Source organism: Nostoc sp. NMS4 (genome assembly GCF_017115095.1).
Classification (GTDB): Bacteria; Cyanobacteriota; Cyanobacteriia; order Cyanobacteriales; family Nostocaceae; genus Nostoc.
Genome location: NZ_JABXKI010000294.1, coordinates 1 through 21,074, shown reverse-complemented (window position 1 = coordinate 21,074; position 21,074 = coordinate 1). Strand labels below are relative to the sequence as shown.

Sequence of the window (21,074 nt, the reverse complement as noted above, 5' to 3'; positions counted from 1 at the left end):
GCAAGCTGCAATTGAAGACTACACTCAGGCTATCAAAATTAATCCCAACGATGCAGATGCTTACAACAACCGGGGTATAGCTCGCGGTCGATTAACAGATCAGCAAGCTGCAATTGAAGACTACACTCAAGCCATCAACATTAATTCCAACTATGCAGATGCTTACTACAACAGGGGTTTAGCTCGCTATGAATTAGGAGATAAGCAAGCTGCAATTGAAGACTACACTCAAGCCATCAACATTAATCCCAACGATGCAGATGCTTACTACTTGCGGGGTAAAGCTCACTATGCTTTAGTAGACAAACAAGCAGCAATTGAAGATTTCACTCAAGCCATCAAAATTAATCCCAACTATGCAGATGCTTACCACAACCGGGGTATAGCTCGCTCTGCTTTAGGACATAAGCAAGCTGCAATTAGGCATTTTCGTAAAGCTGCCGATTTGTATAAGCAACAAGGAAAAGAAAGCAACTATCAAGATGCTCTAAACCGCATTAAACAGCTTGAGAAATAACCAGATCGCCAACTTGTTCAAAAAGTCAGTAATATTATTCGCAAAATGGAAAAATTATGGTGATCACGATTAATCAAGATTATCTCGGTCTATGCCGAGCGATCGCCAAGATTTTCAGTAAAATGTACTAACCACACAGCTAATCCTGATTATTATTCTCTTGCTGAACTCTTTGAGCGATCGCTGCAACATACCCCGCCAGTTTAGCTGCTTCATTTAATTTCCAGTAGGAAGCGAAAAAGATGGTCAGGAAAACACACAATCCTAACGACCATGAATTGCTACCTAATGCGATCGCAAATATGGCTCCAGTTATAGCACCAATAGCCGTCCCAATTAATCGCTGAATACCTAGCCTCAGTGTGCTACCGTGGGTAGATGACATCACAATAATTGCTGCTATGACTGCATAAAACGGGTATTCCCACCGCAACCCCTGAGCAATAATTAAAGAAATGGCTGATGCGATCGCCATTTTCAGTGCCATCTTGCCTAGCAGAATCGTTGAAATTCCTTTGGGCGTAGTAGCCCAACTTATTAATTGTGAAAAAATTCGGTTTTTGACTGGGCTAGCTTCAGACGGGAGTCTATTAGAGGACTTTGCCATGAATATCAGAGTTAAACTAGCTTATACCATAGCGGTAGTCATTGGTCATTAGTCATTGGTCATTAGTACATGACAACTAACAATCAACAAGTGTGCGGGATTATATCGTAAATTGTCAAAGTATTTTAAAACTTTCAAGTTTGGCATTGGGCAGGAGAGCAAGAATTTTAGATTTTAGATTTTGGATTTTAGATTGAAATTTAATCCAAAATCTTCAATCCAAAATCCAAAATTGAATTGCCCAATGCCCAATAACTTAAAAGCCTCTACTTGTGAGAATAAATTCTGCGATCGCTAAATCTTGTGGAGTAGTTACTTTTAAATTTGTCTCCTCTCCCTCGACAATTCGGACTTCGATGCCGCACTTTTCAAATAAAGCAGCGTCGTCAGTTACTTCCCAACCTTGACGGACTCCTTCAGCATGGCACTGTTTCAACAACTTCACATCAAATCCTTGGGGAGTTTGTGCCGCCCATAGTTGTCGTCTATCGGGTGTTTGTTGAATTATGCCTTGTTCATTGACAATTTTGATGGTGTCTTTGACAGGTACACCAGCGATTAAACCGGGACAGTGGCGAATGGACTCGGCACACGAGTTAAATAAATCTGGTGTGGCCAAGCATCTAGCGCCATCATGAATCAACACTTGTTCTGCGCCTATCGGCAGAGATTGCAAGCCATTGTAAACAGATTCTTGACGGGTGGAGCCGCCTTGAATTAATTCTACTGGTTTAGTCAGCTTCAGATCGGCGAGAATTGTTTTCAAGTCTGACCAATCAGCAGGTTGAGAAATAATCCCGATCCAAGTGATGCTACTGGCGGCTTCTGCGGCTAGTAGAGTCCAAGCTATAATTGGTTGCGATCGCACTAGGAGCAAGAGTTTATTGCGGTTACTCCCCATTCTTTTTCCGATTCCCGCAGCTGGAATTAGTAAATACACAGAATTCCTCAATCTTTAAGCTATATATTTTCCCCTAAAATAGGGAGCGAGTAAGCGTCAATAAATATTATGCGAGTAGTAGCCCTTGTACCTGGCGGAATTGGCGACCAAATTCTCTTCTTTCCGACTCTAGATGACCTGAAGCGCCATTACCCTAACGCTCAGATAGATGTCGTTGTTGAACCCCAGTCAAAGGCTGCCTACCGAGTGAGCAAGTCGGTTCACGAGGTACTGAACTTTGATTTTAATGACCGTAACAGTCTGGCAGATTGGGGTAATTTAGTGGGGACAATTCGCGATCGCGAGTACGATGTTGCCATTGCTGTTAAGCAAAATTGGTTGGTGGGTCTTTTACTCTGGTTGACGGGAATTCCTATACGTATTGGCTACCAAGGCAAAGGATCGGGTTTTCTGACCCATGCTGTGCCATTCAAACCATCCCAGTATGCGGCGGCAGTATATCACGATTTGCTGCAACCATTGGAAATAAATACTCCTGTCCCAGAGTTAGCAGTAAATGTGCCAAAACCAGATATTGAGTGGGCGCAAAAGGAACAAAAACGTTTAGGGGTGAATGAAACAGGCTATATCTTGATTATTGCCAGTTCTGGCCAGTTATCCCAGGCTAAAGAACTGGATAAAATCTACCCTGTGGAAAGTTGGCATCAAATTATTCAAGGCTTCCAAGACAAGCAGCCGGATTTGCCTGTAGTGGTTGTTAAGGGAACTGACGATGAGCAGTTTGTGCGATCGCTTCTGGGGTCTTCTCCAGATATCAAGGTAACTGCCCCAGATGATATTGGCAAGTTAACTGCTATAATCGCTGGTGCAAATTTGATGTTGTCTACTGATAATGCCGCACTACAACTGAGTGTTGCAGTCCAAACCTATACCATTGCCCTATTTGGCCCCACCGATCCAGCTAAGTTGTTGCCAAAAAACGATAAATTCCTAGCCATTGCGTCCCCCACGGGAAAAACGGCGGATATTTCACCAAACGCAGTTTTAGAGAAAATTTGGGGTGGCTAAACCAGTAGTTTGTCCCAATTTCTGCAATCAGTCTATTGGATATCCAATCTAGTTATGCGTTTGTTGAATGACCGCAAAACCTGGACGTGACAGTTAGATTTTGCGGTTATTCAGTAGTGAACTACCCAACTTTGCCTTGTCTGCGGCGCGCTGCGCGAACGATTGAGGGTGAGGACTTTTGCAAGGTATTAAAATATCCCAAAAAAAGCATCATCTAATTCATAACCCAGCATTTGAGCCATAGACTTCAGGCGCGAGAGGCTAGGGATATCTTGCTGTTTGAGCCAATCGCCTAAAATAAAGATTTTATGCATCAAAAATATCTCTAAGGCTTCAGGATTATACTGAATACCTTCTTGGGAACTGAACTGATGTGGTACAAGCATGGCGGCATAACGAGCAAATTCTCCAGCTTTCCAATCTAGTAAAAATGGCAACCAGGGATATTTGGCATCTAAGCGCACAAACCACAGCCGCACCTCTGGAATTTCTGAGAGTTCGCGGGGATCGCCAGGTTCGAGATTGTAATTGATATCAAAGCGTAGCTGCTGTTCATGGGATGTAACCCCCTCTTGCAGCAGTTTTTCAATCACCGTTGACGCTGGCGATAGATCCAGATTGTTAATGAAGTCATTATTGAGTGCGATCGCAATTGTCATTGATTCAGCAGCCACTTTCTTGATGCTCAACTGTAGGATCGAGAATATACAGTAGCAGCTTTCCGGGATTGACGCTACATTGACTTTTAATAGCACAAAGTCTTATTCACAAATCAATTAGTATTTACTGATACTTTTTTGCTGATAGTTTTTCACTGATTTTTACTAAAATTAAATGTTACTTTCATCATTGCTAGGACTGACGCACTCATAACGAAAAACTAAGCCTTTGCAATTACTTAGCTTCTCTCACAGAGTCACTCGCTAACGCTAGTAATGATACAAAATCGCAGTCCGTGCGTAAGTCTTGATTGCTATAATTACTCGCATCTAACTAAATAATTACTACACAATCAATATCGTATGCCATTAGAACTAGCCCACTTGGGTAAGGCGTTGCCCTACCCAAGGTGGACATTTACAGCAATTTTAAGTTAAAGTTGTAATGAGTTTGTTTTAGATTAAGGTCTGAGAAAGTAACCATCAATAAGCAAAAAAATTATTATCGCCGCCTGTCACTTCCCCAGCATCAAAAGCCAAAACACAAGTACAGGTAAAAGATTGGTGTGCAATATCATTGCATATATTAAATAACCAATAAACATTTAGATGGGAAAGTTCCCCTAACAGTTAATAAGCTGTAATATGCAAAAACAAACAATTACTACAAGACCAATTCGTTCCTTAGAAGATGCACTTGAGCGCTGTCAAAACCTGGGTATGCGCGTCAGTCGTCAGCGTCGCTTTATTCTAGAATTACTTTGGCAAGCAAATGAACATCTGGCTGCAAGAGAGATTTACGATCGCTTGAACCAACAAGGCAAAGAGATCGGTCATACTTCTGTTTATCAAAATTTAGAAGCATTATCCAGTCAAGGCATCATTGAGTGTATTGAACGCTGTGATGGGCGTTTGTACGGCAATATCAGTGATTCTCACAGTCATATAAACTGTGTGGATACAAATCAAATTCTTGATGTTCATGTGGAACTACCAGAAGATTTGATCCGCAAAATTGAAGAAGAAACAGGAGTGCGGATTACTGACTACAGTATTAACTTTTTTGGCTACCGTAATTCGCAGGAGGGTTAGGAGGCAGGGGGATGAAGGAGACAAGGGAGACAAGGGAGACAAGGGAGACAAGGAGATAAACAAAACTCTTAACTCTTAACTCAGCACTCAGCACTCCTAACGCCCTATTCCCCAATAGAATTATTACTAAAAACTGTCTCATCATCGGCATCATCATATAAATCTACTGATAAAATTGCGCCTTCACAGCTTTCAATTAGTCCGATCGCAGGGGTGTTTTTGCCATTAATGTTTGTGTTTGGCGTGATTTTTATGGTGTTTAAGAAGGGCTGCTGCGATCGCAAATGTTTCAGTTTTTGAAACAACTCTTTAGAGAACAAAGCACCATTATCAGCGGCCAATTTTGTGTCAGTCTTGGCAAGGATGGCATCAAATAAACAGGCGTTGGTGAGATTGGCAGAATTAAGATTTGTCCCGGTAAGGTTTGCCTGTTGCAGGTTTGCGCCTGTGAGGTTCGCCTGTTGTAGGTTTGCACCGGCGAGGTTTGCATGTTGCAGGTTTGCGCCTGTGAGGTTCGCCTGTTGTAAATTGACTCCAGCCAAATTCGCCCCCATTAATTCCGCATTAGATAGGTTTGTTTGCTCAAGATTTACCCCAGTTAATATCACTTGTAATAAAGAGGCTCCCGATAAATTGAGTCCAGCCAGAGACTTAATTCGGGTGGCGAAGGCACTTTTATGCAAAACTGTTGTCCTAGCAATTAGTACACTCAGTACCTCTGGATTGAATTCTGTCAAATTGATTGGATTCCCACAAGGCCAAAAAGGAACTTTTGTTTCTCGGTTGCAAGCGCAAAGCAATAAAAACACATTCAGTCCCACCGCAGCATTCACCTGTTCAACATTCACAAGGTTTTGTAGGGCGTGAAAATTAGTTAAAGCTTTGTGGGCTATCCCCTCATCTAACCAACGCCCTTGGCAGTAAGCACGCCAAAAAGATAAAAGACGTTGAAATAAAACCTCAAAGGAAAATTTATGCTTTTGTTGGCGACGCAATCCAGCGATCGCTAATTCTTCAATTTCTGGGCTAAGTATCCCGTAACCTAGTAAATTATAAATATTCTGGGCGACGCTACTGGGAGAATCAAGTACAAAAGTGGGCGTACCATAAGCTTCATCTTGGTACTGAGTCAGAAATTTAAGTTGGGCAACAATAGCATCTGCACAAAGAAATTCTCCTAATTTGAGATGCGAAAACTCAATTAAAGTACTTTTTTCGGCGCTTTCTACATCCCGAATCTTAAAATAAAATGCTGGTAAAGTATTAAATTCACCAGCTAGATTAATTTGATGACGTTGCGAGTGTAAAATTTTGAGAGCGATCGCTTGCATCTGCTCAAGTAAATCTTGGGGATGACGATGGTTGAGTAAATTAGCGATCGCTTCTGGAGTCCGGTGGATATGAGCCGATCCTGAACGCTGTAGCATCGTTTTGATCCCACCAATTAGCGGATAACCCAACAACCATCGACTCAGGCGATGATGAATTTCCGATAACAGAAAAGACTTTTGGGTGTTAGCAGCTAACTGCAATAGTTCATCATCTAGCAATCCCTCGCGGTGCAAAATGCCCAATAAATGCAGCATTAGCGGTTGACGGATAAGGGCAGATAATTCTCTTAACTTTGATTGGCTGGTAAATAACCCCGCCTGTTTTAAAAATGTAAAGAAATTTTGAGTAATTGGCAATGATTGCACTTTTGCCCATTGTTGAAACCATTGTTTGAGTTCATCTACATCCAATGGCTGAATAATAATTCGTTTCAACAATAGCGGTAGTTCGGAGACAATTTCTGGTAAAGTTGTTGACCGACTCGTTAAGACAATTTTGTGTCGGTGCTGAGATTGAAAGTTTAATAATTGCTGAATAAAAATTGCTTGGGCCCTGATACCATGACTAGAATGGGGCAGTTCATCCAGACCATCTAGCAGCAACAGACAAGGGAGATTTTCTTGCTCTAACCAAGTTGAAAGATTAACACCAAAGGCAGAATTTAGAGTTTCGATTAAAGTTTTACCATATTTTACATCTCGCAACCTAATTACTATCGGCATCCAACTAGGGTATAATTCCTGTGCTACCTGTGCTGCCCAAAGTTGGCAAAAACTAGTTTTCCCATAACCAGGTTCTGACTCAATAACAGCGATCGTTTCTAAATCAGTTAACTGTTGCTGCGCCCATGTCTTTAAATCAACTAGTTTAATAGTTTTTTTATCTGGCTCAGAAATATTTTCTTCTATTGGTAAGCCTTTTTGTGCTATGTAAATATCCTTAAGAGCAAAGGATTCCATCAGCAAAGGTATACTGAGGTTTTTAATCAAACTGGCACGATAATGTTCTCGCTGCAAATCAATTTTTTCACTGATTGTAAAACCAACTTCTGGAGCGATCGAACTGGGAGATAATGAAATTCCCAAACGGAAAAATTTTTGCAGTTGGGCTAAAGGTGCAGCATTTTCGGTGACGACTACCAGTATGTCACCAGGAAGTGAGTTGACTAAACGCTGTGTTAGAAGTTTTGCTTCCGGTTCCTCTGCACCATTGGCAACGAACCAAGCTATAGCAGCGTTATTTATTTGTTGCACCAGTAATGAATCTGCAACGGAAGACAGTGCTTGTTCAGCTTGAGTATCAGTCAATTTACCTGGGCTGAGAGTTTTCAGCAATCCTTGTAGTTGGGAATCTTGGAGGATCGGTTTACCTACGTCATCTTTAAGTATGTGTGATTGTATAGGTATAATTGCCCGGTCTAACCACGGTTTTTGTAAGCTTGCTTCCTGCTCTAGAATTGCTTGCAAAGCTTGGAGATAGGCAATTTGAAACGCTAGCCACGTCCCTTCATTACGTTTTAACGGTTTTTTTTGGCTGAGGCTACGTAAGAGTTTTTCTGTCAACTGGGAAATGACACTAATTTCTTCCCAAACAATACTTAAGGGCAGTTCTAAAACCTCTACCAAGGTACAGATATCAAAAGGCATGAGGCTTTTGAGTTCCATATCCTGAACAATCCGGTAGGCAATACCTGCCAATTGCCCCCCAGAAAACCCGCTGATTTGATTGATTGCGATATGGCGTTCTGCCAACCAGTGCCGAATATTCAGGTTCATTTAATTACACAGTGAAGGCTGTTTATGGCAATTGCGATCGATTTATAAGTTTGCGAAAACAGGTGACAATGGGGAAGACAAAGTTTTGTATCAAAGTTGTTTTTTTGATTGAAAAAACAGTGCTGATGTAATTAAGTGGACTATGAGCGATCGCCCTCTAAAATTATTGTTAATCGACCAAGACCCGATTTTTCGTCTGGGATTACAGGTAGCTCTAGAAGGAATTCCTAACTTAGAAGCGATCGCAGTTGTAGAAACTGACACTATTGCCTTGCAAATTTTAGCAGAAATTGCCGAAAAAGACCCTAACCAGGTAAATTTGGTAGTTTTAGAATTCGGCAATGGTCGCTCCACCACCAGTCAACAGCTAGGTTTACAATTCTGTCGGCAACTTAGAGCCTTATATCCCAATCTACCAATTTTGCTCCTCAGTTCTATTCAAGAACAAGGACTGCTATTAGCTGCCAAATCTATTGGTGTAAATGGCTACTGTCCTAAAGGTACACCACTTATTGAGTTAGTCGCCGCCATGCACGAAGTTGCAGATGGTGGTTCCTATTGGTTCCAGGACGTGAAACCAATAATAAATCCTAACTCCCCACCTTTTACTCCCCACTCTCCACTCCCTTTTTTTAAACTCCGAAATAATTTGCGTTTGTCAGGAATTGCTAACATTGACGCTACCTTAGCCGCAGTCACAGCACAATTACAAGTTCCCGGATTACCAATACTAGATCGAGCTATTCTCGCTGGACAGAGGCGAGAACTGCTAGCAGCACGTTGGTTGCTAAATCGGTTGTTGATTTTACCACAAGAAAGGACAGAAGAAAATATTCCGGTTGCTGATGAGTCGTCCTTAACTCCTTCATTAAGTAGTTCCATTCAACCAAGGCAAAATATATCACCTTTACTTAGTCCAGTGACCCTACAATCTGCCTTATTTACATCTTGTATTACCAAACTTCAATTTCCTTTAAGAAATGTCACAGATATACCTTTAGAAATTGACATCTTTCGTGAAGATAAAAAGCGGGAGTTACTTTATCTGATTCTGCAAAAATTAGCTGAACAGTTGGATGAATTGCGTACTTCTCAAATAGAGATAAATCAATTATATGAACTAAAAAATACCTTGATACGTGATTTATGGCAAGTAGCAATTACAGATTTTTTTGGCAAATTTTCTCGGATAAAAATAGTTAATCAAAATATAGAAATCGTTAATTTATTGCTGCAAAATACAGAGATTGTGCAAAGAGATATTCTCAATAGAATTCCCCTAGTTTGTGAGTTATATTCTTATCTATTATTTCAAACCGAATTGAATATTAATAATATTTCCTATCCAGTAGTGAGTCCTGAGTCTAAGTCCCAAGCATTAATGATTTTAGAAAACTTGTTAATTCAGGTAGCAAATGGAGTAGTGCAACCACTATTAAATTCTTTAGCAGATGTAGAAGAGATTAAGCAAAACTTTTATGGGCAGCAATTAATTTCCACAAGAGAGATTGAACGATTTAGAAATGAGTTATCATGGAAATATCGCTTAAAAAATTATATAAACGAGCCAAAAGCAGTTTTTGAAAGTCGCTATGAGCTATTTGTAATTGCGCCTCGTGGAATTGCCAATACTTCAGTTTATGCGCCTCGAAATCAGGAGTTAGTAAAACTTTCTAATATACCTTTAGTAGTGACATTGCTCCTAGAATTTAGTGATGCGATCGCACCGCGTTTAAAATCACTGTTATCCTTTTTAGGTAGCGGTATAGTTTTTATCCTTACCCAAATAGTTGGTCGCGGTTTAGGTTTAATCGGTCGTGGTATTCTTCAAGGTATTGGTAGCGCTTCGTCAGTAGACAAGAACTTTAGACGAAATAGCGATCGACCTAAGTGAAGAACCAATGCCCAATTCCCAATGCCCAATTCCCAATGACTAACAATGATTTTATTGGACTAGCAATTTCTTATATTTACGCTACTAGTCTGCTTGTGATTGGCGAGGGACTACGTAGGCTATTTGGTGTAAAACCAGATTTGACCCGAAAGGTAATCCATATTGGTGCAGGGATGTGGGCTTTCGGCGTTTTGCTACTGTTTAACCACTGGGAAATCGGAATTATACCTTTTGCTACCTTTATCGGACTCAATTACCTGTTTTACCGCTACCGAATCATTGGCGCAATGGATACCCAAGATAGCTCACCTGGTACAGTTTATTTCGCTATCTCAGTGACGCTGCTTTTCGGGCTACTATGGCGACCAGATGGGCCAGTAGATAGCGTTGCGATCGCTGTAGCTGGGATAATGGCAATGACCTGGGGTGATGCACTCGCAGCATTAATCGGTAGACGTTTCGGGCAGCATAAATACCAAGTGGGAAACTCCGTGCGTTCCTGGGAAGGTTCAGCAGCAATGTTTGTAGCGAGTACAGTAGTGATTTTCTTGGTGCTGTTACTGCTACCTGGTTCGTCCCTGAGTCCCCTAGCAACGCCTTTAAGTTTAGGATGGGCATTGTTGACGGCGGTGATAACTGCTACTTTCGCCACCCTAGCAGAGGCAGTCTCGCCCCACGGCACAGATAACCTCAGCGTCCCTCTAGTAGCGGCAGGAGTAGTTTGGATTTTCATGCAGGGTTTTTAAGGCACTCCCAATTACCTCGTTGCCAGTGTACGACTAGAATTTCAGCCACTCATAATGTAGATTCTCAATAAAAATAGCTATTTCACTGCGATGTCTGCGGCGAACTGTGACGCTCGACGGCTTAGTAACGCTGCGCTATCGGTATCGCACTATTAAATCGGTGATTTATACCCCTAATTTTTAGCACCTAACTTTGGAGTACTGCTCCTCCATACTACAGTACTACTATTTTGAATTTGGCAGTGTTCAGAAACACAATATATCTGTGATCAAGAACACATATTTGTTGACTGAAACAACTATATGATTTCCACCACATAGACGTACAGCAAGAAAACATCTTACAACTTGATGTTAATCTTCTGTTAACTCTAGCGATATATAGTTTTGCTTCATTTTCTGATTGAGCAGAAATTGTCAAAGCATACCTGAAAGTATTTCCCCCAATTGAAGAAAGCAGAAAGCTGGAAGTATCAATTAAAACCTTAGTTGTGTGGCTCATTGCCCACTAAATAAAGTTGTGTCGAGATGTGTAAACACGAGACACAAAGCATCTTTGCTTCAATCCCATGCTTTTGAGCGTGGATTGAAACAAGGATGGGTTCTGCCTTCTGAATGTATTTTTCATCAAAAAACAACTTTGAATAGCATAAGTACAATCCACATGAACATTAAACAGCTTGGTACATTAGTGTCTGTCTCTACAATTCTTGGAATGAATGTTATTACCACCAAGGCTTTTGCTGCACCAATCCCAATCCCTAGTATTACTTTTGGAAAAGCAATCGGGTCTGGTGGATGTACTGTTGCAGGTCAGCTTCTTGGAGATGATAAGAGAAGCTTATCGATCATTTTGGATAACTTTGCTGCATTCGAGGGTCAGCGTAAAATATGTATTTTACGTATTAATACTACTATTCCAAGTGGTTTCTTTGTCCAAAATGTACAGGTACTATATCAAGGAACTGTTGGAGTTAAATTACTGAGTAAAGGTTCAACCTTAAGCAGAAGCTATATTTTCAATGGTGGTGCCCTTGGTCTAGCCTCAGCTGTCCCTAAAATTACCAAGTTTACATCTGATAATCCTCTTTTTCAGGAGCAAGATGATATTTTGATTGGAGCTGCTTCATGTGGTGGAAAAGGACAATTAGGTATTAATCTGATTGAAAAATCTACATCAGGAAGTTCTATTACTGTTGATACAGCCGATCTCAGTGCTGGTGATGTGTTATTACGTATAGACTTAAGTCCTTGCTAATTTGTTTATTTTTGTGGAATTGAAAAATTACCAATCTCACGAGTAAATCTCAGTGATATCGCCATTTTTTTGTAATTTTTCTTTTTTCACAAAACAGAATACGTTCTGCCGAATTCAGTTGGGTATTATAACCGAAAAGGCGGATAACATAGACGGTAAAATACCGCATAAAATTCTGAATTTGATGGTCTTCAATGAGTGGTGGATTGAAATTTATCACTCATTGATTATACAAAATGTATTCTTCTTTAAGATTCCAAATTATCTAAATGGAGAGTAGATTATGTTGAAATTAAGTGATGCACGTAATTTTTTCATATTAACATCCTTGTTTTTTGTATGCTGTTATGATGCCAATTCATCTAGTATTGCTAGTTCAATAGAAAATCAGCCACAAATTGCTGTTAATAGCGGATGTAATATAAAATTCGATCCAACAACAAGGCAGTTTACACTTATCTCTAAGATAACTGTAAACGCTCAATTATCAAGAGCTAGATGTATTATTAGAATTAATACTTCTAATATTCAAAAGCAATTTAGGCTCGTGCCTTTAGCTTTTAAAGGCGAAGTAAAGAAAGCACCGGCACAAGTAGCTATCTCATCATTTTTACTTGGCACTCAACCAACTAGTTTAGTATATCCAAGTTCGTCAAATGGAATTTCTTTGAAGTTTGATTTGACAAAACAAATCCTTCCAACTAACTATACATCTCAAGGAAACAGTGTTTTAGGCATTAATTTAGTATTAAGAAGTACCGGAGGAGAATTAGAGTTGACAGATGTAAAGTTTGCACTTCAACAAAAATAATAAGCTCAATCTCTGATAACGTTTCGTTGACAATCAAGGCACCGTCATATCGGTAAAGGTAGCGATAACTGCAAAGTCAGTACCCTATAAGCTATACAGAATTCAGGAGTAAAACACGCTTTATACCTGGGTAACAGATTTACCTTGTGTACCTCACCAACTTGAAATCTGCTGTATCTAGTGAGAAAGCCTACGTAAGTCCTAACTCCAATTGCGGCGGAAATGGAAGAAGCCCTCTAAAAACTCTTGCAAAGCAATATTACTATCTAACTTTTGCTTACTCCACTCTTTTGCAGTTTGTTCCAGAATTTCTGAGAAACTAGGAGAGACAGGAGATAAATTTGCTAAATGTTTGACTTTAATTTTTTGTGACATTGCCAAGGCAATCAAATTAATTAATTCTCCAGCTTCTGCCCCCAATATCGAAGCTCCCAAAATTTCACCATTGCGTAACACAATTAATTTACAAATACCAGTGGTTTCGCCCCGAAGTTGGGCTGCTGCTACTGTTTTAAAATACTGTCGCAAAACTAAAACTTCATCTCGACGAAATTGGCGTTTTGCCTGTGCCTCAGTTAAACCAACTTGCGCCAGCATCGGCACAGAAAATATTGCCCAAGGAATAGAGCGATAATTTACTCGTAACCTGGGGAAAAATAGTGCATTGTTCAGGGCAATTTTTGCTTCATAATTAGCGATATTGGCAAAGTCGTAACCACCAATTACATCACCACAAGCATAAATCCGGTGGTTAGTGGTTTGCAGTTTATCATTTACCACTAAACTACGCCGATACCATTTCACACCTACTGCTGCCAAATTGAGAGATTCAATATTCGGCTGTTGTCCAGTCGCCACTAAAATTTCATCAGTTTCAATGGCCTTATCTCCTGCTTGAATCCATTTTTTATTTTCGATTACCCTCACCTGAGTTACTGGTTTTTTGGTGAGAACGCGCACACCTTCAACTTCCAACTGCGCCTGAAGCAATGTGGCTATCTCAGAGTCTAGATATGGAAGAACATAAGGATGTTTGACTATCAGCGTCACATTGCAACCAAACCGCACTAAAGTTTGAGCAATTTCAATGCTTTGGGGAATTCCACCGATAATTACCCAATTTTTGGGTAATGTCGCTCTCTGTAAAGATTGCCAAATATTAGAAAGGGTTAGATAGCCAGTGGCTTGCAATCCTTCAATCTCAGGAATTTCTGGACGCGAACCACTGGCCAGCAAATAAGTACGGGCGCGTAGTAGGCGATTGTTAACAGCAAAAGCTAGTTGGGGGGAAGATTGAAATTGACCACTACCAACGATGACATCGACTCCCTGCGCGGCTAGGATGGCTGGGGAATGCTGTTCTTGGAGATTTGAAGCGACGCATTGAGCATAGAGCATCGCTTCTTGCCTGGCCATAGATATGTGGCATTCTTCTGAGGTATTAGTGTGTGTGGCATGAATACCAAAACCAGCAGCATCATTCAACTTCTGCGCCAGTTTGCCAATTTCAGTAAGAACATGGTAATGAGTAAACCCGTAGTCTACTTGGGGTTGTACTAGGGCAACTGTAGCACTTAGTTTGCTTGCAGCAAGGGCAGCGTCGTGTCCAGCAAGACTGCCGCCAATAATTACAACATCGTAGTCAACGGTCACGTGAATTTAGATTAGAGTTAGGAGTTAAGAGTTAGGAGTTAGGAATTAAGAATTAATAGTTAGGAATTAGCAGTTAAGAATTAAAACCTTCTTTAACTTATAACTCCTAACTTATAACTTATAACTCCTAACTTATAACTTATAACTCCTAACTCTCTTTTAGCGCTGTTAGTAAGCGTTGGTTATCGGACTCTTCACGTACAGCAACCCGGAAAAAGCGATCGCCTAGTTCTTTAAAACTAAGGCAATCGCGGATTAAAATCTGGTGATGCTTGAGTAATTGTTGCTGTAAGTGGGAAGTAGATTCTTGGGACTCTACCAGTAAAAAGTTAGCAGCACTTACTTGGGGTTGCAATCCTGGGATTTCAGCTAAACCTTGAAATAGTTGGTTTCGTGCAGGTGGTAGCCATGCCCAAGTTTGCTGCTGAAACTCCGTATCCTGGAGTGCCGCAATTGCCGCCGCCGCCGCGAGGGTGTTTACCGGCCAAGGATCTCGCCATAGCTGCCATTTAGCGAGGTAGTCAGGATGTGCGATCGCATATCCTAATCGCAGTCCTGGGAGACTGTAAAATTTGGTTAGCGATCGCAATACTACTAAATTTGGATATTCCTGCACCACCGGAATCAGGCTTTGTTCCTCATTGGGCGGCACAAAATCCATAAATGCTTCATCCACCACAACCAAAGCAAATTGCTCTAGGTAGGGCAAAATAGACTCCCGTGAAAATAGCTTTCCGGTTGGGTTGTGGGGGTTATTCAGCAATAATCCTCTGTCCTTTGTCCTTTGTCCTTTGTCAATGGTCAATGACCAATGACCAATGACCGATGACAAAGGACACTCCAGCACTTTAGCGTTGTACGCTGCCAAGGTTCGGTAGTAATCGCCAAAGGCTGGAGTAATTAAAATTGTCGCGGCTAATTGAGATAATTCCCTACCGATTAAACTGAGTAATTCTGCGGAGCCGTTACCCGGCAGAATCCACTCAGGCGGCAGTTGATGGAAGTGACTGAGAGCTAGTCTCAGTTCACTATAATTTGGGTCTGGATAGTGCTTAAGATTACCAATTTGGGACTTAATAGCAGCGATCGCGCTATTTGGAGGCCCCAACGGGCTGATACTAGCAGAAAAATCCAGAATAGCATCAGGGGAACAGCTAGCCAGCGCTGCTGCCCAGGCTAAATTTCCCCCGTGTGCAGGTTGCCGCATTAAAAAAAGGTTCCCGAAGACAGAACCTATGCTTTTGGGGGTGCTACCTTTTCTCTAAACAGTTTTCCTGCCGAGAAAGCAGGAACCCTCGTCGCTGGAATTTCCATTTTTTCATTTGTTTTCGGGTTACGACCTTCGCGGGCTTTACGTTCCCGCGATTCAAATGAGCCAAATCCCACCAATGTTACCTTATCACCAGAGGAAACTGCTTCAATAATCGTTTCCAAAGCGGCAGTTAAAACTTGATCCGCTTGTTTCTTGGTAACACCAGCTTTTTCAGCTACAGCATCAACTAATTCACCTTTATTCATGTCAAACTCCTGAAGGTTTACTTGAGCTTTTTCGGTACGGATGCAAATTAATACATTTGTACTGAAATCTTTGTTTGCAGAAATACAAAAATCATCCTTTGGGAGTATTTTTACTCAAAACGGCTGTACATCCCATCGGCTCGACTTTTCAATGAATCATTCTAAGGCGTTGTAGCCTGATGTGGATAGATGAAACCATTAATTTATATAGATTTCAGGATTTTTTGTAATTTTAGGGTACTTGTTCCACTAAAAACCACCCCAAAAGTAGGAAAAAATACCTAGTAAATCCCGCAATTGCCAAGAAAACAGGGGAGTGGGGAGGTGGAAGATGGTCAGCATTTGTTGGGATTAATTACCGATGTTGAAGAGTTATTGCTGAGATTAACCAATTTTTATGGAAATTGAAGGCTTAAGTTCCTGATTTCTGGAAAAAGTTGGTGATTTTGCTCACTTTTCATGTCATCTGGAAAATTTAACCTGAAATCTAACCCCCTAGCAAGCTTTTTTAGTAGAGAAGGGGAAAAATTAAAGCCTCTCCCCTAGAAGATTATCCATTAGTCACATCTTTCTTAACATTTGTAATAGCGTAGGCATAGCCCGTCGTAGACATCGCTGCGACAACTTCTTCTCGTGCCTCCGTTACACGAATGATGAACGCTGGCACTTAATAAACTCTTGTAATAAAAATCCTAGAATTCCCTAAGTATATACCTGTTGAATGCCCGCCCATTCATGCCGGAGTGAGTCAATCCCTAGCAGGAATTTTCTGTTGCACCCAAGCCCGAAAAGCACGATTAGTAGCAATTTCACCATTCTTTTTAGTTTCTTGAATAAATAGAGGAATCTCCTTCACCGACACAGGCGCAAAAGTAGGACTGGTTTCAACTTCTGAGTATTGACCACCTGCAAGCGTGTAGACTCGCAACACATTGCCGTTATAACGCCAAAATTCAGGCACTCCCATCGCAGCATAAAGCCTCAGCTTGTCTATTGCAGACCTGGAATATTCCACCTCTAACACAAGGTCAGGGGGTGGGTCAGTGGCGAGGTCAATATTTTCTTTATCTCGAACTAATGCTTCATTTTGAATATAGTAGCTACTATCTGGCTCGGCTCCCTTCTGCAAATCATCCCGCGTTAAAGTTAATGAACCAGCGCGTCTAATTTCCCAGCCCAACTCTTCGCACAGGACAACCACAAAACCTTCAATTACACGGTTTGAGTTCTCGTGCGGCATTTGTGGGGTCATAATTTCTACGGTTCCATTGTCATAAGCCAGTCGGGAGTTACGATCTGAACCCATTTCAGCCAGCATGGTTTTAAATGTCTGCCAGCTAATGTTTTGGAGTAAAACCCGATTTTCTGCGGATGTTTTTATTGCCACCATGATTCAGTTCTCCGCAACAAACCTTTTCCAGTACTGTATCCCTTAATATTACTGTTAAGGCTGAACCTAAGAAAGCGATATGATCGAAACGACTAATAGGGGTAATAAATTATGACTCAAGCCATACCAAAACTAGTAAGCTTTGAAGATTTTGCAGCGTGGCGACCCGAAGGTGGAAGATATGAATTACATGATGGAGTGATTATTGAAATGGCACAACCAGTAGGAGACCATGAGGATATTGTCGGGTTTTTGGTTGAAAAAATTACTATTGAGTACGTTCGTAATGGTTTACCTTATACAATCCCTAAAACTGCGCTAGTAAAACCAACTAATTCGGAATCTGGCTACTCCCCAGATGTGCTATTACTCAATCGCCCTAATTTGATAAATGAGCCGCTATGGAAAAAAGAATCAACTGTAAGCCTTGCAGCATCAATTCCTTTAGTAGTTGAGGTAGTTAATACCAACTGGGATGATGACTACTACACAAAACAGGGTAAATATGAGGGTATTGGAATTCCTGAATACTGGGTTGTAGATTATCTCGCTCTAGGTGCTAAAAAGTTCACTGGCAACCCAAAACAGCCTACTATATCTATTTATCAATTAATCGATGATGAATACCAAGTTACTCAATTTAGAGGCAGCGATCGCATCCTCTCGCCTACTTTCCCGGATTTGAATTGTTTAATTAGTTCTTTACGAACTTTTTTGAATGGTCAACAGCAGCTATATTAAAGTAAAGGGCTGTGTTACAGCAAGCCTAGTCTACCAATATCAGCTTAAATCCTCTTATGTAACTATTTTAAATTTTTATTTTAATTTTTAATCATCCTTAGAGAATGTTTTAAAAGTCATGATTGATGTATCAAATATTCTTTTACCCCACCCTAACCCTCCCCGATATATTGGGGAGGGAACCGGATTTTCTTGTTTCCCCCCAATATATCGGGGGGATTAAGGGGGGTAATCATTCGATTAGTATCACAACAACATAGAACTTTTCAAACAACCTCTTCTATCCTCGTGTGAAAGATAATTTTAAGCACATGAATAAATTTCCGTGTTCGCTTCTCTACATCACAGTTTTCAATTAGATAATATTGGGGCTAACTTTGGAGAAGATGCTATTTCCCCCTCATTATGCAAATCTGCCAAAATCCCAATTGCTCAAATCCATTCAACTCTGACAGCAATAGATTTTGCGTGAGTTGCGGACAAAGCAACTTTGGCAAACTTCTCAGAAACCGTTACCGCGTGTTGAGACTATTAGGTGAAGGTGGATTTAGCAGAACCTATGCTACAGAAGATGTAGACAGACTAAACGCGCCTTGCGTCATCAAGCAATTTTTCCCGCAGTTTCAAGGAACAGGGCAACGCACTAAAGCCGCAGAATTTTTTAAAGAAGAGGCTTTTCGGTTGTATGAACTGGGAGAAAATCATACCCAAATTCCCAGATTACTAGCTTATTTTGAACAAGGTACTAGCTTGTATCTTGTTCAAGAATTTATTCAAGGAAAAACTCTTTTACAAGAAGTTCGGCAGCAAATTTATGGCGAACAACAAATTTGGGAACTTTTAGCTGATTTGTTGCCAGTACTGGAATTCATTCATACTCATAATGTCATTCATCGAGATATCAAACCAGAAAATATTATCCGCCGTGCAAGTGATGAAAAACCCGTATTAATTGACTTTGGCGGTGCTAAACAGGTAACACAAACCAGTATCGGAAGACAAGCTACGGTAATTTATACCCTTGGCTATGCCCCAACAGAACAAATGGCTGGATTTGCTTGTCATGGCAGTGATTTATATGCTTTGGGTGTAACTTGTGTGCGTCTTTTAACTCAATGTTTACCTTTGCAGGATGCTTCTGGACAGATTAACGACCCTATTTATGATGCCATGAATGCTAAATGGATGTGGCGCGAACGTTTAAAAGAAAAAGGTATTACAATCAGCGATGACTTAGGAAAAATTTTAGATAAATTATTAAAACATTTACCGAGTGAAAGGTATCAAACAGCAGTAGAAGTTATCAACGATTTGAAGTTTGCCACATCGAACATTGAACCTGTTGCACTTAAAATTGTTTCGATGTCTCAACCTATATTACCGCCGCTACCACAAAAAGTAATCGTACCATTACCGCCGTTAGAAACCTTTGAATTTGACGTAGTGACAGTAGACACAGGTGGTAGAGAAGTAAACCGCATGAGTGGTAATGCAAGTTTCTTTGCTGAAGAATTAGGTAAGTCTGTCACATTAGAAATGGTATCGATTCCTGGTGGTACTTATATGATGGGTTCACCAGAGTTTGAAGGAGATGCTGACGAACGCCCTCGACATCAAGTTACCGTCGAACCATTTTTTATGGGGAAATTTCCCGTAACTCAAGCACAGTGGAGAGTAGTAGCCGCTTTACCCAAAGTCAAACAGGCTTTAAATCCCCATCCATCGAAATTCAAAGGTTTAGATAGACCAGTAGAAAATGTATCTTGGTATGAAGCTGTAGAATTCTGTCTCAGGCTATCAGAAAAAACTGGACGCGACTATCGTTTACCGAGTGAGGCTGAATGGGAATATGCTTGTCGGGCTGGAACTACAACATCCTTCCATTTTGGTGAAAGTATTACCCCTGAGTTAGTCAGCTGCACTATGGAACCAAAAAGCAAATTCCGTAAAGAAACAACCAACGTCGGTAGTTTTGAAGTCGCCAACGCCTTTGGGTTGTATGATATGCACGGGTTAGTTTGGGAATGGTGTGCTGATTCGTGGCATAACAATTACAACGACGCACCCTTAGATGGAACCGCTTGGGAAGTTGGTGGTGATATAAATCGCCGGGTGCTACGCGGTGGTTCTTGGAGTTTTAGTGCAGAACTGTGTCGCAGCGCTAGTCGTAGCTGGAATGAGTCAGACGGGGGACTGAGGGTTTGTGGCTTTAGAGTAGTATTTTCTGTAGAGGAGATTATTTAGTAATTTAATTAGAAGGCTGTATAAATTATGAGCAACAGAATTGAGAAAGGTGACATAGTATTTATAAATAAAAGTGGAAAATATCATCAGCAAGTGGGTGAAGTTAGTGAAATAGATTACAATATTTTCTTTGTTAAAATAGTCTTAGTAAAGTTAGGTAATCAAGAAGAAGCTTTTGAAGAAAAAGATTTACAATTACAAACTAAAAAGCCAACGCTCCAAGAAATAATTGCATCAATAGACACAATTTTAGAAGAAGTTACTCAGATTAATCAGTTACCTGTAAAAGAGAAAGTAGAGTTACCCAATCGGCTGAAATATCTTAAATTAGATATTCCTAAACTAGATAAGCAATTGATTCAAAAAAACTTCGATAGTATAAATAAAATATTTGCAGCAATAAGAGAGGTAGACTCTTCTGCAAGCTTTTGGCAGCAGATAGATCCTAATTTGCAGAAAATAAGCTGGTGGATTAGAACAAGTCTGTAAACCCAAATCATTATAAATGGTGCGTTACTGGCGTGTCAAGGCTAAAATGTTGCAAAAAAATTTGTAGGTTGGGTTGATACCAATTCTGTATGAAGATGCGCCAAACTATATGAGGAACGAACCGCAAAGGGCGCATTCGCGCAGCGTCTCGTCAGAGAAGGACACAAAGAAAGAAAGAAAGAAAGAAAGAAAGAAAGAAAATTTGGCGCAGCCTCACAAAGAAATGGTATGAGGAACGAAACCTAATATTTCCAAAGCTTTGTTGGGTTGCGCTTTGCTTAACCCAATCTACAATTTTTCTTAACTGAACTGTATTGGCTACTACTTGTCTTTTCAAAAATCAAATAGGAACCCTATCATAATATATTTGTATCATTAT

Annotated in this window: 19 protein-coding genes; 11 read left to right on the top strand and 8 right to left on the bottom strand. The window is 40.6% G+C overall.

The annotated features are described in order from the left end of the window. On the top strand, positions 1-517 hold a 517-nt coding region (locus tag HWQ37_RS27780), incomplete at its 5' end, for a tetratricopeptide repeat protein (protein WP_292753649.1). 139 nt (positions 518-656) lie between these two features. Here the strand turns inward: HWQ37_RS27780 and HWQ37_RS27775 are convergent. Beyond that, positions 657-1,004, bottom strand: coding sequence for an FUSC family protein (locus HWQ37_RS27775; RefSeq protein WP_292753648.1), 348 nt, complete (start codon positions 1,002-1,004; stop codon positions 657-659). A gap of 1 nt (position 1,005) precedes the next feature. Between HWQ37_RS27775 and HWQ37_RS27770 the strand changes: the two genes are divergently transcribed. Continuing rightward, on the top strand, positions 1,006-1,176 hold the full coding sequence (locus tag HWQ37_RS27770; RefSeq protein ID WP_292753647.1) for a hypothetical protein: 171 nt from the start codon (positions 1,006-1,008) through the stop codon (positions 1,174-1,176). A gap of 204 nt (positions 1,177-1,380) precedes the next feature. Here the strand turns inward: HWQ37_RS27770 and ispD are convergent, their stop codons facing one another. Continuing rightward, positions 1,381-2,064, bottom strand: a complete 684-nt coding sequence (ispD, locus tag HWQ37_RS27765) for a 2-C-methyl-D-erythritol 4-phosphate cytidylyltransferase (RefSeq protein WP_292753646.1) — start codon at positions 2,062-2,064, stop codon at positions 1,381-1,383. Between the two features lie 69 nt (positions 2,065-2,133). Between ispD and HWQ37_RS27760 the strand changes: the two genes are divergently transcribed. Continuing rightward, positions 2,134-3,093, top strand: a complete 960-nt coding sequence (locus HWQ37_RS27760; RefSeq protein ID WP_292753645.1) for a glycosyltransferase family 9 protein — start codon at positions 2,134-2,136, stop codon at positions 3,091-3,093. A 188-nt stretch (positions 3,094-3,281) separates the two neighbouring features. On the opposite strand, the gene HWQ37_RS27755 is transcribed toward HWQ37_RS27760, so the two are convergent. Then, a complete protein-coding gene (locus tag HWQ37_RS27755; protein WP_292753650.1) occupies positions 3,282-3,752 on the bottom strand; it encodes a CRR6 family NdhI maturation factor in 471 nt (156 codons plus the stop codon). Positions 3,753-4,397: 645 nt separating this feature from the next. On the opposite strand from HWQ37_RS27755, the gene HWQ37_RS27750 reads away from it, so the two are divergent. Continuing rightward, positions 4,398-4,844, top strand: coding sequence for a Fur family transcriptional regulator (locus tag HWQ37_RS27750; RefSeq protein WP_292753644.1), 447 nt, complete (start codon positions 4,398-4,400; stop codon positions 4,842-4,844). A gap of 104 nt (positions 4,845-4,948) precedes the next feature. On the opposite strand, the gene HWQ37_RS27745 is transcribed toward HWQ37_RS27750, so the two are convergent. Then, positions 4,949-7,951 (bottom strand): pentapeptide repeat-containing protein, encoded by a 3,003-nt coding sequence (locus HWQ37_RS27745; protein ID WP_292753643.1) that lies wholly within the window; start codon positions 7,949-7,951, stop codon positions 4,949-4,951. A gap of 142 nt (positions 7,952-8,093) precedes the next feature. On the opposite strand from HWQ37_RS27745, the gene HWQ37_RS27740 reads away from it, so the two are divergent. The 4 genes from HWQ37_RS27740 (at position 8,094) to HWQ37_RS27725 (ending at position 12,660) form a co-directional block, all read left to right on the top strand. Further along, the gene (locus tag HWQ37_RS27740) at positions 8,094-9,845 is read left to right on the top strand and encodes a DUF3685 domain-containing protein (protein ID WP_292753642.1); all 1,752 of its coding nucleotides are present in this window, start codon (positions 8,094-8,096) and stop codon (positions 9,843-9,845) included. A 35-nt stretch (positions 9,846-9,880) separates the two neighbouring features. Further along, positions 9,881-10,591: a diacylglycerol/polyprenol kinase family protein gene (locus HWQ37_RS27735; protein WP_292753641.1), complete on the top strand. Its 711-nt coding sequence runs from the start codon at positions 9,881-9,883 to the stop codon at positions 10,589-10,591. Positions 10,592-11,147: 556 nt separating this feature from the next. Further along, positions 11,148-11,849: a DUF4360 domain-containing protein gene (locus tag HWQ37_RS27730; RefSeq protein ID WP_292753640.1), complete on the top strand. Its 702-nt coding sequence runs from the start codon at positions 11,148-11,150 to the stop codon at positions 11,847-11,849. 283 nt (positions 11,850-12,132) lie between these two features. After that, positions 12,133-12,660: a hypothetical protein gene (locus HWQ37_RS27725; RefSeq protein WP_292753639.1), complete on the top strand. Its 528-nt coding sequence runs from the start codon at positions 12,133-12,135 to the stop codon at positions 12,658-12,660. A 201-nt stretch (positions 12,661-12,861) separates the two neighbouring features. Here HWQ37_RS27725 and HWQ37_RS27720 read toward each other — a convergent pair whose 3' ends face one another. From HWQ37_RS27720 to HWQ37_RS27705, 4 genes are all read right to left on the bottom strand, one after another. Continuing rightward, a complete protein-coding gene (locus tag HWQ37_RS27720) occupies positions 12,862-14,313 on the bottom strand; it encodes a dihydrolipoyl dehydrogenase family protein (RefSeq protein WP_292753638.1) in 1,452 nt (483 codons plus the stop codon). A 148-nt stretch (positions 14,314-14,461) separates the two neighbouring features. Next, the gene (cobD, locus tag HWQ37_RS27715) at positions 14,462-15,520 is read right to left on the bottom strand and encodes a threonine-phosphate decarboxylase CobD (RefSeq protein ID WP_292753637.1); all 1,059 of its coding nucleotides are present in this window, start codon (positions 15,518-15,520) and stop codon (positions 14,462-14,464) included. 26 nt (positions 15,521-15,546) lie between these two features. Further along, positions 15,547-15,831 (bottom strand): HU family DNA-binding protein, encoded by a 285-nt coding sequence (locus HWQ37_RS27710; RefSeq protein WP_292753636.1) that lies wholly within the window; start codon positions 15,829-15,831, stop codon positions 15,547-15,549. A gap of 748 nt (positions 15,832-16,579) precedes the next feature. Continuing rightward, positions 16,580-17,221: a Uma2 family endonuclease gene (locus tag HWQ37_RS27705; protein ID WP_292753635.1), complete on the bottom strand. Its 642-nt coding sequence runs from the start codon at positions 17,219-17,221 to the stop codon at positions 16,580-16,582. Positions 17,222-17,332: 111 nt separating this feature from the next. Between HWQ37_RS27705 and HWQ37_RS27700 the strand changes: the two genes are divergently transcribed. The 3 genes from HWQ37_RS27700 to HWQ37_RS27690 all read left to right on the top strand — a co-directional run bounded on the left by HWQ37_RS27700 (position 17,333) and on the right by HWQ37_RS27690 (position 20,695). Next, on the top strand, positions 17,333-17,962 hold the full coding sequence (locus tag HWQ37_RS27700; protein WP_292753634.1) for a Uma2 family endonuclease: 630 nt from the start codon (positions 17,333-17,335) through the stop codon (positions 17,960-17,962). 405 nt (positions 17,963-18,367) lie between these two features. Further along, positions 18,368-20,206 carry a bifunctional serine/threonine-protein kinase/formylglycine-generating enzyme family protein gene (locus HWQ37_RS27695; RefSeq protein ID WP_292753633.1) on the top strand — a complete coding sequence of 613 codons (1,839 nt, stop codon included), beginning with the start codon at positions 18,368-18,370 and terminating at the stop codon, positions 20,204-20,206. Positions 20,207-20,233: 27 nt separating this feature from the next. Further along, positions 20,234-20,695, top strand: a complete 462-nt coding sequence (locus HWQ37_RS27690; RefSeq protein ID WP_292753632.1) for a hypothetical protein — start codon at positions 20,234-20,236, stop codon at positions 20,693-20,695. The last annotated feature ends 379 nt before the right edge of the window (positions 20,696-21,074 follow it).

What these genes read in the sequence shown, in the direction of transcription:
- HWQ37_RS27760 (WP_292753645.1), top strand. Translation starts at nt 2,134, where the DNA reads ATGCGAGTAGTAGCCCTTGTACCTGGCGGAATTGGCGACCAAATTCTC.
- HWQ37_RS27735 (WP_292753641.1), top strand. Translation starts at nt 9,881, where the DNA reads ATGACTAACAATGATTTTATTGGACTAGCAATTTCTTATATTTACGCT.
- HWQ37_RS27695 (WP_292753633.1), top strand. Translation starts at nt 18,368, where the DNA reads ATGCAAATCTGCCAAAATCCCAATTGCTCAAATCCATTCAACTCTGAC.
- HWQ37_RS27725 (WP_292753639.1), top strand. Translation starts at nt 12,133, where the DNA reads ATGTTGAAATTAAGTGATGCACGTAATTTTTTCATATTAACATCCTTG.
- cobD (WP_292753637.1), bottom strand. Translation starts at nt 15,520, where the DNA reads ATGCGGCAACCTGCACACGGGGGAAATTTAGCCTGGGCAGCAGCGCTG.
- HWQ37_RS27745 (WP_292753643.1), bottom strand. Translation starts at nt 7,951, where the DNA reads ATGAACCTGAATATTCGGCACTGGTTGGCAGAACGCCATATCGCAATC.
- HWQ37_RS27750 (WP_292753644.1), top strand. Translation starts at nt 4,398, where the DNA reads ATGCAAAAACAAACAATTACTACAAGACCAATTCGTTCCTTAGAAGAT.
- HWQ37_RS27690 (WP_292753632.1), top strand. Translation starts at nt 20,234, where the DNA reads ATGAGCAACAGAATTGAGAAAGGTGACATAGTATTTATAAATAAAAGT.
- HWQ37_RS27755 (WP_292753650.1), bottom strand. Translation starts at nt 3,752, where the DNA reads ATGACAATTGCGATCGCACTCAATAATGACTTCATTAACAATCTGGAT.
- HWQ37_RS27740 (WP_292753642.1), top strand. Translation starts at nt 8,094, where the DNA reads ATGAGCGATCGCCCTCTAAAATTATTGTTAATCGACCAAGACCCGATT.
- HWQ37_RS27710 (WP_292753636.1), bottom strand. Translation starts at nt 15,831, where the DNA reads ATGAATAAAGGTGAATTAGTTGATGCTGTAGCTGAAAAAGCTGGTGTT.
- HWQ37_RS27700 (WP_292753634.1), top strand. Translation starts at nt 17,333, where the DNA reads ATGACTCAAGCCATACCAAAACTAGTAAGCTTTGAAGATTTTGCAGCG.
- HWQ37_RS27775 (WP_292753648.1), bottom strand. Translation starts at nt 1,004, where the DNA reads ATGGCACTGAAAATGGCGATCGCATCAGCCATTTCTTTAATTATTGCT.
- HWQ37_RS27705 (WP_292753635.1), bottom strand. Translation starts at nt 17,221, where the DNA reads ATGGTGGCAATAAAAACATCCGCAGAAAATCGGGTTTTACTCCAAAAC.